This is a genomic window from Burkholderia sp. AU39826 (assembly GCF_020419965.1).
Lineage (GTDB): Bacteria > Pseudomonadota > Gammaproteobacteria > Burkholderiales > Burkholderiaceae > Burkholderia > Burkholderia semiarida.
Genome location: NZ_JAIZQG010000010.1, coordinates 97,710 through 113,095 on the forward strand (window position 1 = coordinate 97,710; position 15,386 = coordinate 113,095).

The 15,386-nt window shown below is 69.4% G+C and carries 13 protein-coding genes and 1 riboswitch; of the genes, 9 read left to right on the plus strand and 4 right to left on the minus strand.

Annotated elements, in window-relative coordinates; genetic code table 11:
• Positions 1-32: 32 nt before the first annotated feature.
• The 4 genes from LGM42_RS18780 (at position 33) to LGM42_RS18795 (ending at position 5,581) form a co-directional block, all read left to right on the plus strand.
• Positions 33-749 carry a chemotaxis protein CheW gene (locus LGM42_RS18780; protein WP_226232869.1) on the plus strand — a complete coding sequence of 239 codons (717 nt, stop codon included), beginning with the start codon at positions 33-35 and terminating at the stop codon, positions 747-749.
• Positions 746-3,055 (plus strand): hybrid sensor histidine kinase/response regulator, encoded by a 2,310-nt coding sequence (locus LGM42_RS18785; protein WP_060311387.1) that lies wholly within the window; start codon positions 746-748, stop codon positions 3,053-3,055. The genes LGM42_RS18780 and LGM42_RS18785 overlap by 4 nt, the downstream gene beginning before the upstream one ends.
• Positions 3,052-4,071: a chemotaxis response regulator protein-glutamate methylesterase gene (locus tag LGM42_RS18790; protein WP_060311385.1), complete on the plus strand. Its 1,020-nt coding sequence runs from the start codon at positions 3,052-3,054 to the stop codon at positions 4,069-4,071. The genes LGM42_RS18785 and LGM42_RS18790 overlap by 4 nt, the downstream gene beginning before the upstream one ends.
• Positions 4,072-4,153: 82 nt before the next feature.
• Positions 4,154-4,259: riboswitch (Fluoride riboswitch) on the plus strand.
• Between the two features lie 80 nt (positions 4,260-4,339).
• A complete protein-coding gene (locus LGM42_RS18795) occupies positions 4,340-5,581 on the plus strand; it encodes a voltage-gated chloride channel family protein (RefSeq protein WP_226232870.1) in 1,242 nt (413 codons plus the stop codon).
• 96 nt (positions 5,582-5,677) lie between these two features.
• Here the strand turns inward: LGM42_RS18795 and LGM42_RS18800 are convergent, their stop codons facing one another.
• Together LGM42_RS18800 and LGM42_RS18805 are read right to left on the minus strand one after the other, a co-directional pair.
• Complete coding sequence (locus LGM42_RS18800) at positions 5,678-6,391, minus strand: riboflavin synthase subunit alpha (RefSeq protein ID WP_226232871.1); 714 nt, start codon at positions 6,389-6,391, stop codon at positions 5,678-5,680.
• A 205-nt stretch (positions 6,392-6,596) separates the two neighbouring features.
• Positions 6,597-8,459 carry an ABC transporter ATP-binding protein gene (locus tag LGM42_RS18805; RefSeq protein ID WP_226232872.1) on the minus strand — a complete coding sequence of 621 codons (1,863 nt, stop codon included), beginning with the start codon at positions 8,457-8,459 and terminating at the stop codon, positions 6,597-6,599.
• Between the two features lie 485 nt (positions 8,460-8,944).
• Between LGM42_RS18805 and LGM42_RS18810 the strand changes: the two genes are divergently transcribed.
• Positions 8,945-9,826: a Dyp-type peroxidase gene (locus LGM42_RS18810; RefSeq protein ID WP_226232873.1), complete on the plus strand. Its 882-nt coding sequence runs from the start codon at positions 8,945-8,947 to the stop codon at positions 9,824-9,826.
• Between the two features lie 120 nt (positions 9,827-9,946).
• Here LGM42_RS18810 and LGM42_RS18815 read toward each other — a convergent pair whose 3' ends face one another.
• Entirely contained in the window at positions 9,947-10,348 is a 402-nt protein-coding gene (locus LGM42_RS18815; RefSeq protein ID WP_226232874.1) for an OsmC family protein, read from the minus strand.
• Positions 10,349-10,356: 8 nt separating this feature from the next.
• Entirely contained in the window at positions 10,357-10,893 is a 537-nt protein-coding gene (locus LGM42_RS33360) for a hypothetical protein (protein WP_226232875.1), read from the minus strand.
• A 217-nt stretch (positions 10,894-11,110) separates the two neighbouring features.
• Between LGM42_RS33360 and LGM42_RS18825 the strand changes: the two genes are divergently transcribed.
• The 4 genes from LGM42_RS18825 to LGM42_RS18840 all read left to right on the plus strand — a co-directional run bounded on the left by LGM42_RS18825 (position 11,111) and on the right by LGM42_RS18840 (position 15,372).
• Positions 11,111-12,175, plus strand: coding sequence for a helix-turn-helix domain-containing protein (locus tag LGM42_RS18825; RefSeq protein ID WP_226232876.1), 1,065 nt, complete (start codon positions 11,111-11,113; stop codon positions 12,173-12,175).
• Positions 12,124-13,440: an Nramp family divalent metal transporter gene (locus LGM42_RS18830; RefSeq protein ID WP_059573764.1), complete on the plus strand. Its 1,317-nt coding sequence runs from the start codon at positions 12,124-12,126 to the stop codon at positions 13,438-13,440. Before LGM42_RS18825 ends, LGM42_RS18830 begins: the two co-directional genes overlap by 52 nt.
• Before the next feature lie 80 nt (positions 13,441-13,520).
• The gene (locus tag LGM42_RS18835) at positions 13,521-14,111 is read left to right on the plus strand and encodes a phosphatase PAP2 family protein (RefSeq protein ID WP_226232877.1); all 591 of its coding nucleotides are present in this window, start codon (positions 13,521-13,523) and stop codon (positions 14,109-14,111) included.
• 472 nt (positions 14,112-14,583) lie between these two features.
• A complete protein-coding gene (locus tag LGM42_RS18840; RefSeq protein ID WP_124657237.1) occupies positions 14,584-15,372 on the plus strand; it encodes an SDR family oxidoreductase in 789 nt (262 codons plus the stop codon).
• Positions 15,373-15,386 lie beyond the last annotated feature (14 nt).

Sequence of the window (15,386 nt, forward strand, 5' to 3'; positions counted from 1 at the left end):
TGGGACCGACACCGCGATGACCGGAGGAATGCATGAACCGCGACGCCGCTGCCACTGACGACGCGACGCTCGACGTCGACGACTGCTGGAACCGGATCGGCACGCGCGGCGACCGCTCGTGCGAACGGCTGAACGACTGCCAGCGCTGCCTGAACTGCCCGGTCTATGCGTCGAACGCGGCGAGGCTGCTCGAGCGTCCGCTCGACGTGGCCGAGATGGCGGACGTCACGCGCCGGATGAGCGCGTTCGGCACGGCGCGCGCGGGCGACGACGCCGGCGACGCGCGCCATGCGGCGCTCGCGTTCCGGGTGGCCGACGAATGGCTCGCGCTGCCGATCGGCGTGCTGCGTGAGATCGCCGGCACGCGCCCGATCCATTCGCTGCCGCATCGACGCCATTCCGCCGTGCGCGGTGTGGTCAACATCCGCGGCACGCTGCGTATCGCGATCTCGATCGGCGCGCTGCTCGGCCTCGATGCCGGCAAGGCCGGCCGCGGCGGGAGCGGTGGTGGCGACGGCCGTTTCACGCGGTTGCTGGTGGCCGCGCACCAGGGCGAACCGGTCGTGTTTCCGGTGGACGAAGTCGAGGGCGTGCTGCGCTTCGGCGCGTCCGACTGGGTGCCGGTGCCCGCGACGGTCGGGCGTGCGAGCGCCGGCCTGTCGCGCGGCGTGCTGTCGTGGCGCGGCAAGTCGGTGGGGCTGCTCGACGACGACCGTCTGTTCGACGCCGTGACACGGGGCATGCGATGAGCGGCGATGACGACCTGAGCCACCTGTCGCTGCTCGAGCTGTATCGCGAGGAGACGCGCACGCAGACGCAGGCGCTGTCGGAGCGGCTGCTCGCGCTCGAATCGGGCGAGCCCGATTCCGTCGCGCTCGAAGCGTGCATGCGCGCCGCGCATTCGCTGAAGGGCGCCGCCCGCATCGTCGGCGTGCCGATGGGCGTCGAGATCGCGGGGCGGATGGAAGAGTGCTTCGTCGCCGCGCAGGCCGGCACGATCGCGCTGACGGCCACGCACGTCGACGTGCTGCTGGCCGGCGTCGATTTGCTGGTGCGCGTCGGCGATCCGCAGGGGCACCCCGTGTCGCAGACCGAGATCGACGTGTTCGCGGCGGCGCTGACGGGCGCCGACGGCGCGCAGACGATGCAGGCGCCGGCCGCCGCGCCGCCGCCCGCGCCGCCGTCGTTCGTGCCGTATCGCGAGCACGACGGCGCCGCGAACGAGCCGGTCGGGGCTGGTGCCGCGGTGCCGCCGCTCGCCGTGTCGGGCCCGGCGCCCGATCCGGCCCAGGCCGGGCGCGTGGTGGGCGCCGGCGCGATGCGCCGCGTGCGTGCCGATACGCTGAACCGGCTGCTGAGCCTGTCCGGCGAATCGCTGGTCGAATCGCGCTGGCTCAAGCCGTTCGCCGAATCGATGCTGCGCGTGAAGCGCGCGCAGCGCGACGCGGCCCGTTCGCTCGACCTGATGGTCGAGCAGTTCGCCGACGATCTCGACGCCGGCATGCTCGCGTCGATGAACGAAGTTCGGCACATGCTCAACGACCTGCAGCGCTCGCTCGCCGAGCGCATGGACGAATTCGACCGCTTCGAGCGGCGCAGCACGCATATCGCCGAGCAGCTTTACGACGAGGCGCTGCAATGCCGGATGCGGCCGTTCGGCGACGCGACGCGTGCGTATCCGCGCATCGTGCGCGATCTCGCGCGCTCGCTCGGCAAGCAGGTGCGTTTCTCGATCGTCGGCGAAGGCACGCAGGTCGATCGCGACATCCTCGACCTGCTCGACGCGCCGCTCGGCCACCTGCTGCGCAACGCGATCGACCACGGCGTCGATTCGCCCGAAGCGCGGCACGCGCGCGGCAAGCCGGCCGAGGCGAGCGTCACGCTCGAGGCGCGCCACAGCGCCGGCTCGCTGCTCGTCAGCGTGATCGACGACGGGCCGGGCGTCGACATGGACGCGCTGCGCGCGGCCGTCGTGCGCCAGCGCCTGACCGACGACGAGACGGCCGCGCGGCTGTCCGATCCCGAATTGCTCGAATTCCTGCTGCTGCCGGGCTTCTCGATGCGCGACGCGGTGACCGACGTATCGGGGCGCGGCGTCGGCCTCGATGCGGTGCAGGAGATGGTGCGCGGCGTGCGCGGCGCGGTGCGGATCTTCAACGAGCCGGGTGCCGGCATGCGTTTCGTGCTGCAGTTGCCGCTCACGCTATCGGTGATCCGCAGCCTGCTCGTCGAGGTCGGCGGCGAGCCGTACGCGTTCCCGCTCGCGCACGTGCGCCGCACGCTGGAACTCGCGCACGACGACATCGACGTGCTCGAAGGGCAGCCGCATTTTCCGTTCGACGGCCGGCGCGCGGGCCTCGTCGCCGCGCACCAGTTGCTCGACGCGGGCGAGCCCGACGTGGCGCGCGCCAGTACGGCCGTCGTGGTCGTCGGCGGCGAACCCGAGCTGTACGGCGTCGCGGTCGACCGCTTCCTCGGCGAACGGATGCTCGTCGTGCAGCCGCTCGACAGCCGCCTGAACAAGATCCAGAACATCGCGGCCGGCGCGCTGCTCGAGAACGGCGACCCGGTGCTGATCGTCGACGTGGAGGACCTGATCCGCTCGGTCGACAAGCTCGTGCGCGGCGGGCAGCTCGCGCGGGTCTCGCGCGATCCGCAGCTCGCGCTCGCCGACCGGCGCCGCCGCGTGCTCGTCGTCGACGATTCGCTGACGGTGCGTGAGCTCGAACGCAAGCTCCTGGAAAAGCGCGGCTACGACGTGACGGTCGCGGTCGACGGGATGGAAGGCTGGAACGCGGTGCGCAGCGATGCGTTCGATCTCGTCGTGACCGACGTCGACATGCCGCGCATGGACGGGATCGAACTCGTGACGCTGATCAAGAACGACCCGATGCTCAAGCGCGTGCCGGTGATGATCGTGTCGTACAAGGATCGCGACGAGGATCGCCGCCGCGGGCTCGACGCCGGCGCCGACTACTACCTCGCGAAGAGCAGCTTCCACGACGAGGCGCTGCTCGATGCCGTGCACGACCTGATCGGGGACGCGCGAGAATGAACATCGGCATCGTCAACGATCTGCCGCTGGCCGTGGAGGCGCTGCGCCGCGTGATCGCGCTGCGCGCGGACCATCGCGTGCTGTGGGTGGCGACCGATGGCGACGAGGCGGTGGATTTCTGCGTCGCGCACCCGCCCGACGTCGTGCTGATGGATCTCGTGATGCCGAAGGTCGACGGCGTCGCCGCGACGCGCCGGATCATGGCGCGCGCGCCGTGCGCGATCCTGATCGTGACGGCGAGCGTCAGCGCCAATACGTCGTCGGTGTACGAGGCGATGGGCGCGGGCGCGCTCGACGCGGTCGACACGCCGACGCTCGCGCTCGGGCTGTCGACCGACGCGTCGCCGCAGGCGCTGCTCGCGAAGATCGACCAGATCGGCCGGCTGCTCGAAAGCCGCTCCGCGGCGCTCGTGCCGCCGGGGCCCGCGTCCGCGCGCGGCCAGCCGACGCTCGTCGCGATCGGCGCGTCGGCGGGCGGGCCGACCGCGCTCACCGCGCTGCTGCGCGCGCTGCCGGCCGATTTTCCGGCGGCACTCGTGATCGTCCAGCACGTCGACCAGGCATTCGCGTACGGCATGGCCGAATGGCTCGACGGCTATACGCGGCTGCCGGTGCGCGTCGCGCGGGAGGGCAGCGTGCCGGAGGCCGGCGCCGTGCTGCTCGCGGCGACCAACGACCATCTGACGCTGTCGCCGCGCGGCGTGCTCGGCTATACGCGGCATCCGGCCGACACGCCGTACCGGCCGTCGATCGACGTGTTCTTCAACAGCGTCGCGGACGGCTGGCAGGGCGAGGCGCTCGGCGTGCTGCTGACCGGCATGGGACGCGACGGCGCGCTCGGCCTGAAGGCGATGCGTGCGAAGGGCTGGTACACGATCGCGCAGGACGAGGCGACGAGCGCCGTGTACGGGATGCCGAAGGCGGCCGCGGCGATCGGCGCGGCGTCGGCGATCCTGCCGCTCGAGCAGATCGCGCCCCGGCTGATCGCGCGGATCGCGCTCGCGCCGCGCGACTGACGGCGCAGCGGGCAGGCGCCGTCGTTTCGCAGCGGCCCGGCGGCGTCTGCATTGTGTGCGTGGCGCGCCGTCGCGTACAATTGCCGCCTGCGGAGATGGCATGCCTCCCTGCGGTCGTTCCCGGCGCGTGGCGCGCGCGGTGCGGCCCTCAACCGCCGGTTTGCCCGGCTGATGATGCCTGCGTGTTCCTGGGTCGTCAGGAGGTCGCAGGCCGTCCATCCGGTATTCTGCCGCCCAGGTTTTGATGTTCCGTCGAATCTGGGAAATCATGTTTTTCACGACTTCTGCCGATTTTTTCGCGACCGTGCGCTACGTGTGCCGCTGGCTCGCGCTTTCGGCCCTGCTCGGCGCGCTCGCCGGCACGGCTTCCGCGCTGTTCCTGATCGCGCTCGACTGGGCGACCGGTACGCGCGTCGCGCATCCGTGGCTGCTGTGGGGGCTGCCGGCCGCCGGCTTCGCCACCGGCTGGATCTACCATCGATTCGGCCAGTCGGTCGCGCGCGGCAACAACCTGCTGATCGACGAGATTCACGACCCGAAGGCGCTCGTGCCGAAGCGGATGGCGCCGCTCGTGCTCGTCGCGACCGTCGTCACGCACCTGTTCGGCGGCTCGGCCGGCCGCGAGGGCACGGCTGTGCAGATGGGCGGCGCGCTCGCCGATCGCATCACGCACGTATTTCGTCTCGATCGCGAGCATCGCCGCGTGCTGCTGATGGGCGGCATCGCGGCCGGCTTCGCGTCGGTGTTCGGCACGCCGCTCGCGGGCGCCGTGTTCGGGCTCGAGGTGCTCGCGATCGGGCGCCTGCGCTACGACGCGCTGCTGACCTGCGTCGCGTCGGCGATCGTCGCGGACGTCGTGTGCCGCGCGTGGGGCGTCCATCACACGGCCTATGCGATGCCGTTCGTGCCGGCCGTCACCGTGACCGGGCTCGCCGTGACGGTCGTCGCGGGCATCGCGTTCGGCGTGGTCGGGCGGCTGTTCGCGTTTGCGACGCATGCGCTGACCGCGTGGTTTCGCCGCGTGATCCGCCATGCGCCGCTGCAGCCAGTGATCGGCGGCCTGCTGGTCGCGGTGGCCGCGACCGTGCTGAACGTGCCGCAGTATCTCGGCCTCGGCATCCCGACGATCGAGGCCGCGTTTCACGGCCCGCTGCCGCCTTATGATTTCGCGGGCAAGTTCGCGTTCACCGTCGTCACGCTTGCGTCCGGGTTCAAGGGCGGCGAGGTGACGCCGCTGTTCTACATCGGCGCGACGCTCGGCAATGCGCTCGGCCAGGTGCTGGCGCTGCCGGTACCCGTGCTCGCGGGGCTCGGCTTCGTCGCGGTGTTCGCGGGCGCGGCGAACACGCCGATCGCGTCGACGATCATGGCGATCGAACTGTTCGGCGCGGATATCGGCGTGTATGCGATCGTCGCCTGTGTCGTCGCGTATCTGTTTTCCGGGCACGCGGGGATTTATCGCGCGCAGCGCGTGGCGGTGGGGAAGGGGGCGCGGGTGGAGGGGGAGTGACGGGCGGCCGCGGCCGATGTCGTTCGATCGCCGCGGCGCGATGCGATATCCCGTACCCGGTGATCCGGCGGATCACCTGGCACGCGGGCATCGCGCTTACTGCTTCGGCAGCCGCGCGACGTTACGCGCCAGCAGTTCCTCGATATCGATGCCTTTTTCCGCGAGCAGCGCGGTGACGACGCCGTTCAATTCGCCGAGCGTTTCCTTGACCGACTCGCGAATCGTATCCACGACGACCTGCGTGCTGCGCTCGATCTCGATGTTGACCTTGTCGTCGACGCCTTTCGCATCGAACGTGGTCGCGCGGCGCGTTTCCGGAATCAGCCAGACGTCGAACCACCCTTCGTCGCGATTGACGTCCGACACGGTGAGGCTGCAGCCATTGATCGCGATATAGCCCTTCGCGAACACGTAGCGCTTGAATTCGGCCGGCACGCCGATGCGGATCATCCGATTGTGCTCGGACGACGCGATGTGCGCGATGGTCCCCGTGAAATCGACATGACCGGACAGCGGATGCCCGCCGATCTCCGCGCCGTCCTTCGCGGCCCGCTCGACGTTGACGCGTGCGCCGGTCGCGAGGTCGGCCAGCGTGGTGATCCGCAGGCTCGGCAGCATCACGTCGAAGTCGATCAGCGCCGGCGAATGGATGGTCGTCACCGTCAGGCACACGCCATCGACCGACACGCTCGCGCCGATCTCGATGTCGTCGGTGAAGCGCTCGGGGAATTCGATGCTGAACGTCCTCAGCTCGCCGTGATCCTTGATGGCGTTGATGGTGCCAACACCCTGAACAATGCCTGTAAACATGGTCTGCCTTTCGTCGCGAATTGCCTGGCCGACATGATAAGTGATCCTGGCGGCGGACGCGGCGCGCGGCCCGGTGCCGCCGCGCAAGATCCGCGAGCACGAAAAAGGCCGTGCGCGTGGCACGGCCTCGATCCGGAACCGATTGCCGACGACACGGCCCGGCGGCGATGACCGCGCTGCCGGGCCGCATCGCGACGCGCTGGCGTCAAGCCTCCACCGGTTCGCCCAGCGGCCCGGCGTCGCGATCCACCATGCGCCGCGGCGAATCGGCGAGCCCCTTCGCCAGCTCCAGCGCCTGCCGCTCGAACAGCCGCCGGTAGATGCCGCCGTCGATGCGGATCAGCGCATCGTGGTTGCCTTCCTCGATCACCTTGCCGCGATCGAGCACCAGCAGCCGGTCCAGCGCGCGCACGGTCGACAGCCGGTGCGCGACGACGAGCGTCGTGCGGCCGACCATCAGCCGCTCCATCGCCTGCTGGATCAGCAGCTCGCTTTCGCTGTCGAGGCTCGACGTCGCTTCGTCGAGGATCAGGATCGGCGCATCGGCGAGGAACGCGCGCGCGATCGCGACGCGCTGGCGCTCGCCGCCCGACAGCTTGATCCCGCGTTCGCCGACGAGCGTGTCGTAGCCGTCCGGCAGCGCGGCGATGAAGTCGTGCGCGCTGGCCAGCCGCGCGGCGCGCTCGATGTCGGCGCGGCTCGCGCCGGGGCGCGCATACGCGATGTTCTCCGCGAGCGTGCGGTGAAACAGCACGGGCTCCTGCTGGACGATCGCGATCTGGCTGCGCAGCGAATCCTGCCGCACCTGCGCGATGTCCTGGCCGTCGATCGTGATGCGGCCGCCCGACACGTCGTACAGGCGCTGGATCAGCTTGATGAACGTCGTCTTGCCCGACCCCGAATGGCCGACGAGGCCCACGCGTTCGCCGGGTGCGATCCGCATCGAGAAATCGTCGTACAGCGGCACCGGATGGTTGCCGTAGCGGAACGTCACGTGCTCGAAGCGGATCTCGCCCCGATCGATGCGGATGGCCGGCGCGCCGGGGCGATCGTCGATGCCGAGCGGCTGCCGTTCGAGCGCGACGAGTTCTTCCATGTCGTTCACCGAGCGCTGCAGGTTGCGGATGTGCATGCCGACGTCGCGCAGATAGCCCTGCAGCATGAAGAACATCGTCAGCGCGAACGCGATGTCGCCGACGCTCGCTTCATTGTTCATCCACAGCCGCAGCGCGACGCCGATCATTGCGGCCTGCATCGCGACGAGCATCGCACCCTGCAGCCCGCCGTTGAACGTGCCGCGCACCCACGTGCGGCGCGTGCGCTGCCGCCATTTGCCGATCACGCGCGCGAGCCGCGCTTCCTCGCGCGTTTCCGCGCCGAACGCCTTGACGACCGCGTTGCAGCTCACGGCGTCGGCGAGCGCGCCGCCCATGCGCGTATCCCACAGGTTGCCGAGCCGGGCGGCCGGCGCGACGATACCGAGCGACACCGCCACCGTCACCGCGATGTACAGCAGCGACCCCGCGCCGACGACGAGCCCCATCACGGGCCAGTGCGTGCCGAGCAGCACGGTCGCGCCGACCAGCATCGTGACCGACGGCAGCAGCGCGATCAGCACGGTGTCGTTGAGCAGGTCGAGCGCCCAGATTCCGCGCGTGATCTTGCGTACGGTCGAGCCCGCGAAGCTGTTCGCGTGCCAGTCGGTGGAGAAGCGCTGCACGCGGTGGAACGACGCGGCGGCGATCTCGCTCATCATCTTCAGCGTGAGCGTGATGATGTTCAGGTAGACGCCCTGGCGCAGCACGGTCGCGCCGATGCCGAGCGCGGCCAGCGTGCCGAACGCGGCGAGGGCCGAATGCCATGCGGCGGCGCGGTCGGTCAGGCCGGCCGACAGCGCGTCGACGAGGCGGCCGGCGAACAGCGGCGTGAGGACGTCGGCGAGCGCGGCGAGCAGCGCGAGGCTCGCGACCGCGGCAATGCGCGCCGGCTGCTTGCGCCAGTAACGGACGGTGAAGCCGAAGACGGCCTGGAATGCGTGGCCGCCCAGATGGGAGGTTTTTCTGATCATGTATCGTTGCCCGGCGCATCGCGCGACGGGACTTTCCGGTTCGGAGAACGTCGAAAACGCAACAGCCGGGCCGCGCGAAACACGCGGGCGGAACGAAACGGGCTGTCGGGAAAAGCGCGGCTGACGGGTTAGCGGAAAACTCGGGAGCCGGCGCGGACGGCGGGCTGGATCAGCTGCGCCGCGAGACCACGTTCGGGAAGGTTGCTGGCATTCGGAACATCTGCACCTCCCTGAAGTGAACGGTTGAAAGGACGCCGAAAAAAGACGTGTCGCGATTTTATCAGGAGTGTCGCGCGCGCCGCAACGTCTGACGAATGCGGCGTTGCGGCGTCGATACGGTTAGCATTCGGGGTTTTGGCCCCTTTTCGCGTACGTTGCGCGATGGCGGGCACGGGGCCGGCAGACGCATCGATTACACTTGCGCGTCCGCGGCGCGCGACGATGCGGCCCGCACAGATTCACTCCGAACCATTCCCGAGGAAACGATGAGCGACGTTCAGCAAGGCATCCTGGCTCCGATCGATACGGCAGCCCGATACCTCACTTTCACGATGTCGAATGACGGCAATATCGCGGCGGCGCTGGCCGCGCTGCGCGAGATCGCCGACGGACGCGACACGGTCGTCGGCTTCGGGCACGCGCTGGCGGCCTATCTCGGGTACCCGGTGCCGGGACTCACCGAGTACCCCGCGTTCTCCGTGAACGACCGCACGCTGCCGATCACGCCGGCCGACGTGTGGGTGTGGCTGCGCTCGGACGACCGCGGCGAGATCGTGCTGCGCGCGCGGGCGATCGAACGCGCGCTGGCGCCGGCGTTCGTGCTGCAGGACGCCGTCGACGGCTTCCGCTATTCGAACGATCGCGACCTGTCCGGCTACGAGGACGGCACCGAGAATCCGGAAGGTGACGACGCGGTGGCCGCGGCGATCGTGACGGGGCAGGGCGCGGGGCTCGACGGCTCGAGCTTCGTCGCGGTGCAGCAGTGGGTGCACGACTTCGACCAGATGGAGCGCATCCCGTCGGGCGAAATGGACGACATCATCGGGCGCCGCCGTTCGGACAACGAGGAACTCGACGACGCGCCCGAATTCGCGCACGTGAAGCGCACCGCGCAGGAAAGCTTCGCGCCCGAGGCGTTCATGCTGCGCCGTTCGTCGCCGTGGTCGGACACGCGCCGGGCGGGCCTCTACTTCGTCGCGTTCGGCTGCTCGTTCCGCGCATTCGACGTGCAGATGCGCCGGATGAGCGGCGCGGAAGACGGGATCGTCGATGGCCTGTTCCGCTTCACGCGGCCGCTGACGGGCGCGTATTTCTGGTGCCCGCCGATGAAGGATGGCAAGCTGGATCTGTCCGCGCTCGGACTGTAAGCGTCGGGCGGGATCGACGAACGGGCGGGTCGCGCTGGATGCGCGGCCCGCCCGTTCCGTTTTTCAAGCGTTCGGGCGCCGTGCGTGAGTGCCTGCGGCGTGCGTCGGTGCGTCGGTACGTCAGTTCAACGTCGTCTCGATCCGCGTGCCGCGCTTGATGAACTGCGTCACGGGGGTTTTCTCGCAGATCTCCGCGAGACGCTGGCGTTGCGCGTCGTCGAGCGGGCCGTCGAGCGTCACGACGCGGCGCACGTACTGCACGCCTTCGCGATCGGCATGCAGCTCGGTGCGCACCGCGATGCGCGCGGCCGGCCACGTCTTGCGCTGCATGTACATGCGCAGCGTCGCGGCCGTGCATTGCGCGAGCCCGGCCAGGACGAACTCGTACGGCGCCGGCCCGCGATCCTTGCCGCCTTCGCGCGGTGCCTCGTCGCCGGTCAGCGCATGCGTGCCGGCCTGCAACTGGACGACGTAGTCGGGTGCGTCGGCATCGAGGACGGCGGCGGCGTGGATGAGCGACATGGCAAGTCTCAGGTAAGCGGATCAAGGGTAGAAGGCGCCGTGTGGCGGCGTGCAGCCGCCAGCATACCTTCCCGGTCGCGCGCGCGTGCGCAGCGCGCGACGCGTCGGCGATGCCGGCGCTGCCGCCCACGCACGCGACGATGCGTTCGCGCACCCCGCTGATGCGTGCGGTCGGTGTCCCGTGACTCCTGCCAGTACGCGAGCAGCGGGAATGGATCGTCGAAATGCGCGCGCAGCGGGTTGAGCGCATGCGTGACGGCCGGTTGCGCGACGTGCGGCGCGCGGGCGGCGTGGTGAAGGACCGATCGATTCCAACGGATGCGCGGGCAACGGATGCGCCCCGTCGGCGTGCGACGCGATCGCACGCGTTCGATGCACGTCGATGTCGTTCGCGCCGATACGCGAGCGTTCGCTTTGTCGATGCACGGCGCAATCGGACACACTCGCCATTGAACATGGCGGCTGCAATAATCGGCCGCATCGCATACGCGTTTCAGTGTCGGCATACCAGCGGCGTGCGGCAGCCTGTAGTAATCCGCCATCATGCTGTCCCCGTCGGCCATTTCGCGCCAAAGGCGCTACCCGTTCGGCTAAGATGCCGTCGCTTCATATTTCGGGATAGCCGTCCTGTCGCACGCATTCAAACCAAATATAAGCCTGACAGTTCGACGGTATTAGAAGAAGTCGAACAAGTCGGGGGCTTGGCCAGTGAATGCAGCAGATCAGCGGTGGGTCATCATCTATTTGAGCACGGGGTTTTCGTTGGCTCAGGCCGCGCGTCTTGGCGAGGCCTTCAACCTGGCGAATCGCCTGCATGGGTACGGCGTGGATTACCAGCTCAAGTACGTATCCGAAAGCGGGGGACTGTTGCAGTCGTCGTCCGGCGTGAGAATCGCGGCCGATCCGCTCGGCGACGAACACAGCCGCCGTGCGCTCGCGTTCTTTCATCTTCATGGCGAGCGCGCGGCCGTCAACTGGGACGACGCATTGCAGCGGCGCCTGGCCGACATTCGCCAGCAGGCGCGCTGGATCGTCGACGCGATGGATCTGCCCGCGCTCGCCGCCACGCGGCGACCGCCGCCGTCGGTCGACGGGCGGCCGGGCAGGGCCGGGCACCGCGTCGCCACGACGATCGAATCGCCGGCCGGCGAGACCGACGTGTTCGCCGCCGCGCTCGACATGTTCCGCGCCGACCTCGGCGACGGCGCCGCGCAGGAAATCGCCAGCAACATGGCGCGGCCGGTCGAGCAGCGCTACGTGCAGTCGATGTGGGCGTTCCGCGAACTGAGCGCGAGCCCGTCGATCCGGATGTCCGCGCAGCGGTTGCGCGCGCAGAGCGTGAACCGCATCTCGGTCGCGGACGCCGCGCAGGCGGCCGCGATGAGTGAGCGCAATTTCCTGCGGCGCTTCAAGAAGGAAATCGGCGTGACGCCGACCGAGTTCGTCCAGCACGTGCGGCTCGAACGGGCGTGCCACATGCTGATCCATACGACGCTGCCGGCCGACAAGGTCGCGCGGCGCACCGGGTTCGGCAGCGGCGAGCGGCTCGCGAAGCTGTTTCGCCAGCGCCTGCTGATGTCGCCGACCGAATATCGCGTCGCCGAGCGGGAAAAAATCCTCGCGCACCGCGCGGCGCTACCTGATCCGCATGACGGGCACGCCACCGCGTGTTGCGACGGCGACGGGGCGAATTGCGACGCGTGCGCGACCGCGCGCGGGAAAACGGGACGGATACCCGTAGAATCGTCGTGTCGCGACCTCGATTCCCGGTTTCCATGCCCTTCCTCCCCTCTACCGCCACCGCCCCTTTCTGCCCGTCGGAAGTAAAGGGCAGCATCACGATCGACGCCGCCGCGCCGCGCTGGCAGAAGCTCAGGCGTTTCTTCGGCCCGGGCTTGCTGGTCGCGATCGGCTACATGGACCCCGGCAACTGGGCGACCGATATCCAGGCCGGTTCGCAGTTCGGCTATTCGCTGCTGTGGGTCGTCGCGTTCTCGAGCATCGCGGCGATCTTCCTGCAGATGCTCGCGGCGCGGCTCGGCCTCGTCGCGGGCAAGGATCTCGCGCAGGCGAGCTACGACCGCTACGGCCGGTTCGGCCGCGTCGTGCAGTGGATGACCGCCGAAGTGTCGATCATCGCGTGCGACATCGCGGAAGTGCTCGGCTGCGCGCTCGCGTTCAAGCTGCTGCTCGGCGTGCCGCTCGCGTGGGGCGTCGTGCTGACCGCGCTCGACACCGTGATCGTGCTCGGCCTGCAGGGCAAGGGGTTCCGGCAGATCGAGGCGATCGTGCTCGGGCTGATCGCGACGATGGCGTTCTGCTTCGTCGCGCAGGTGGCGATCACGCCGCCCGACTGGCATGCGGTGGTCGGCGGGCTCGTGCCGGGCGATCCCGGCCACGACCGCAAGGATGCGATCGTGCTCGCGCTCGGCATCGTCGGTGCGACGATCATGCCGCACAACCTGTACCTGCATTCGTCGGTCGTGCAGACGCGGCACGTCGTCGGCGGCACGCGCGGCGTGATCCGCGACACGCTCGCGCTCGTGCGCATCGATACCTGCGTGTCGCTGTTCGTCGCGATGCTCGTCAACGCGGCGATCCTCGTCGTCGCGGGCGCGGCATTCCATGCGACGGGCCAGCACAACGTGACCGACATCGAACAGGCATACCGGCTGATCACGCCGATCGCGGGCGGCGCGGCCGCGCTGCTGTTCGGCATCGCGCTGCTCGCGTCGGGGCAGAGCTCGACGCTGACCGGCACGATCGCCGGCCAGGTGATCATGGACGGTTTCCTGCATACGAAGATCCCGTGCTACCAGCGCCGGCTGATCACGCGCGGGCTCGCGCTCGTGCCGGCGCTGATCGGCGTGCTGTGGCTCGGCGACGGCTCGGTCGGGCAACTGCTCGTATGGAGCCAGGTGCTGCTGAGCCTGCAGTTGCCGTTCGCGATGTGGCCGCTGATCCGCTCGGTCAGCGATCGCCGCACGATGGGCGAACACGCGATCGGCCGCGGGATGCAGGTGCTCGCGTGGGCGCTGTTCGGCGTGATCACCGGCACGAACCTGCTGTTGATTACCGGTGTCGCGGGCTGATACAGCCTGTCACAGGCTGACACAGGTGCGCTGCGCGCATGCGGTAAACTGCGGCCTTTCGTTCGTCTCCGAAGTCCGTCATGTGGAGTGAAATCAGCAACATCGGCGATGCCGCGCTGACCTTGCCGATCGCATTGACCTGCGCGGCGTGGCTCGCGCTGACCGACTGGCGCCTCGCCGCCCGCTGGGGCGTGCTGCTGGCCGCCGGCATGGGGCTCGTCGGCGCCACGAAGATCCTGTACGCCGGATGCGGCATCGAGCTCGCGCAGTTCGATTTCCGCGTGATCAGCGGCCACACGATGCTGTCGACGTCCGTGTGGACGGTCGCGCTGTCGATGCTGTGGCAAGCGTTCCGGCCGGGCAAGGCGCTGGGCATCGCGGCCGGGCTGGCCGTCGGCGCGCTCACGGCCGTCGCGCGCGTGTTCGATCACTCGCACACGGTGCCGGAAGTCGTCGTCGGCTGGATGCTCGGCGCGCTGGTCGCGCTGGTGTTCCTGCGCGGCTACGACGGCGCGCGGCAGCGCACGTTCTCGCCGCGCGTCGCGGCGGTCTGCCTGTTGCTCGTGTCGGGTATCGCGTACGGGCACCGTGCGCCGTTCCAGCAGATGATCGACACGCATTCACCGCAACTCTGCGCGTTCGTGCGCGCGCCGTCGGGCGACGGCTTCTGACTTTCGGGCCCTAGCGGGCGCTTCGGCGCCGCTTTCTTGCCGCCGGCGTTCGTCCGGCGCTTTCCGGCGGAGGGCACGATGCCTCGCCGGTTCATCTTCCCGATTGCATTCTCCTCGATGCGCAGCCCAACGCCCGTCATGCCGATAATCGACTGGCACGGCTCGTGCGCGCGTCCGGCCGCGCCCGCCGCTTCGCGCATCGGCGCGGCGACGCGCCAGCCATGAACGGCGCTTATGACCGGGCATCACGAATATTCATTTCATCGATCGGCCGCGTTCGCGTACGCTGGCTGTCGTGCCGGGCCGGTCCGGCGTGCGTCGCGCTTATCTCGATATACTCGCGCAAACGTGCGGTGCGCCGTCATGCCGGCGTACCGGTAACCGACGCACGTCGGCCGGCGGCGGCCCGGCACGCACGAAAACCCCGTCGCGGCAGCGTTCCGCGACGACGATTCACGACAGGAGCAGGCCCATGACAATCGTTTCCCCGCGCCTCGCCGGCAAGTGCGCATACATCACGGGCGCCGCGGGCGGCCTCGGCCGCGCGATCGCGCGCCGGATGGTCGAGCACGGCGCGCGCGTGTTCGTCACCGACATCGCGGAAGCGGCGGTGCTCGATGCGTTCGCGCAGGAACTCAACGCGGGCCATGCGACGCCGGTCGCGTTCGCCGCGACCCAGGACGTGCGCGACGAAGCGCGCTGGCAGGCGCTGCTCACGCAGGCGGTCGATGCGATGGGCGGGCTGTCGGTGCTGGTCAACAACGCGGGCGTCGGCTCGATCGGCTCGCCCGCGCAAATCGAGCTGGACGAATGGCGGCGCGTGATGGCGATCAACGTCGAGAGCATCGTGCTCGGCTGCAAGCATGCGCTGTCGTATCTGGCCGAGAGCCACCCCGCGTCGATCATCAACATCTCGTCGGTCGCCGCGTTCAAGGTCGAACCGGATTTCACCGCGTACAACGCGTCGAAGGCGGCGGTCGCGTCGCTGACGAAATCGGTTGCGATCGACTGCGCGCGCCGCGAGATCGACGTGCGCTGCAATTCGATTCACCCGGCGTTCATCCGCACGGGGATCGTCGAGCCGCTGTTCCAGTCGCTCGGCGAACGCGACGCGACGCGCAAGCTCGCGCGCGGCATTCCGCTGCGCCGGCTCGGCGAGCCGGACGACGTCGCGCATGCGGCCGTCTATCTCGCGTCCGACGAGAGCCGCTTCGTGACGGCCGCCGAACTCGTGATCGACGGCGGCATGTGCGCGGTCTGACGCGCATCCCGAAC

Coding starts and splice junctions, on each gene's coding strand:
- LGM42_RS18790 (WP_060311385.1), top strand. CDS start 3,052: ATGAACATCGGCATCGTCAACGATCTGCCGCTGGCCGTGGAGGCGCTG.
- LGM42_RS18780 (WP_226232869.1), top strand. CDS start 33: ATGAACCGCGACGCCGCTGCCACTGACGACGCGACGCTCGACGTCGAC.
- LGM42_RS18795 (WP_226232870.1), top strand. CDS start 4,340: ATGTTTTTCACGACTTCTGCCGATTTTTTCGCGACCGTGCGCTACGTG.
- LGM42_RS18800 (WP_226232871.1), bottom strand. CDS start 6,391: ATGTTTACAGGCATTGTTCAGGGTGTTGGCACCATCAACGCCATCAAG.
- LGM42_RS18815 (WP_226232874.1), bottom strand. CDS start 10,348: ATGTCGCTCATCCACGCCGCCGCCGTCCTCGATGCCGACGCACCCGAC.
- LGM42_RS18840 (WP_124657237.1), top strand. CDS start 14,584: ATGACAATCGTTTCCCCGCGCCTCGCCGGCAAGTGCGCATACATCACG.
- LGM42_RS18805 (WP_226232872.1), bottom strand. CDS start 8,459: ATGATCAGAAAAACCTCCCATCTGGGCGGCCACGCATTCCAGGCCGTC.
- LGM42_RS33360 (WP_226232875.1), bottom strand. CDS start 10,893: ATGATGGCGGATTACTACAGGCTGCCGCACGCCGCTGGTATGCCGACA.
- LGM42_RS18830 (WP_059573764.1), top strand. CDS start 12,124: ATGCCCTTCCTCCCCTCTACCGCCACCGCCCCTTTCTGCCCGTCGGAA.
- LGM42_RS18835 (WP_226232877.1), top strand. CDS start 13,521: ATGTGGAGTGAAATCAGCAACATCGGCGATGCCGCGCTGACCTTGCCG.
- LGM42_RS18810 (WP_226232873.1), top strand. CDS start 8,945: ATGAGCGACGTTCAGCAAGGCATCCTGGCTCCGATCGATACGGCAGCC.
- LGM42_RS18785 (WP_060311387.1), top strand. CDS start 746: ATGAGCGGCGATGACGACCTGAGCCACCTGTCGCTGCTCGAGCTGTAT.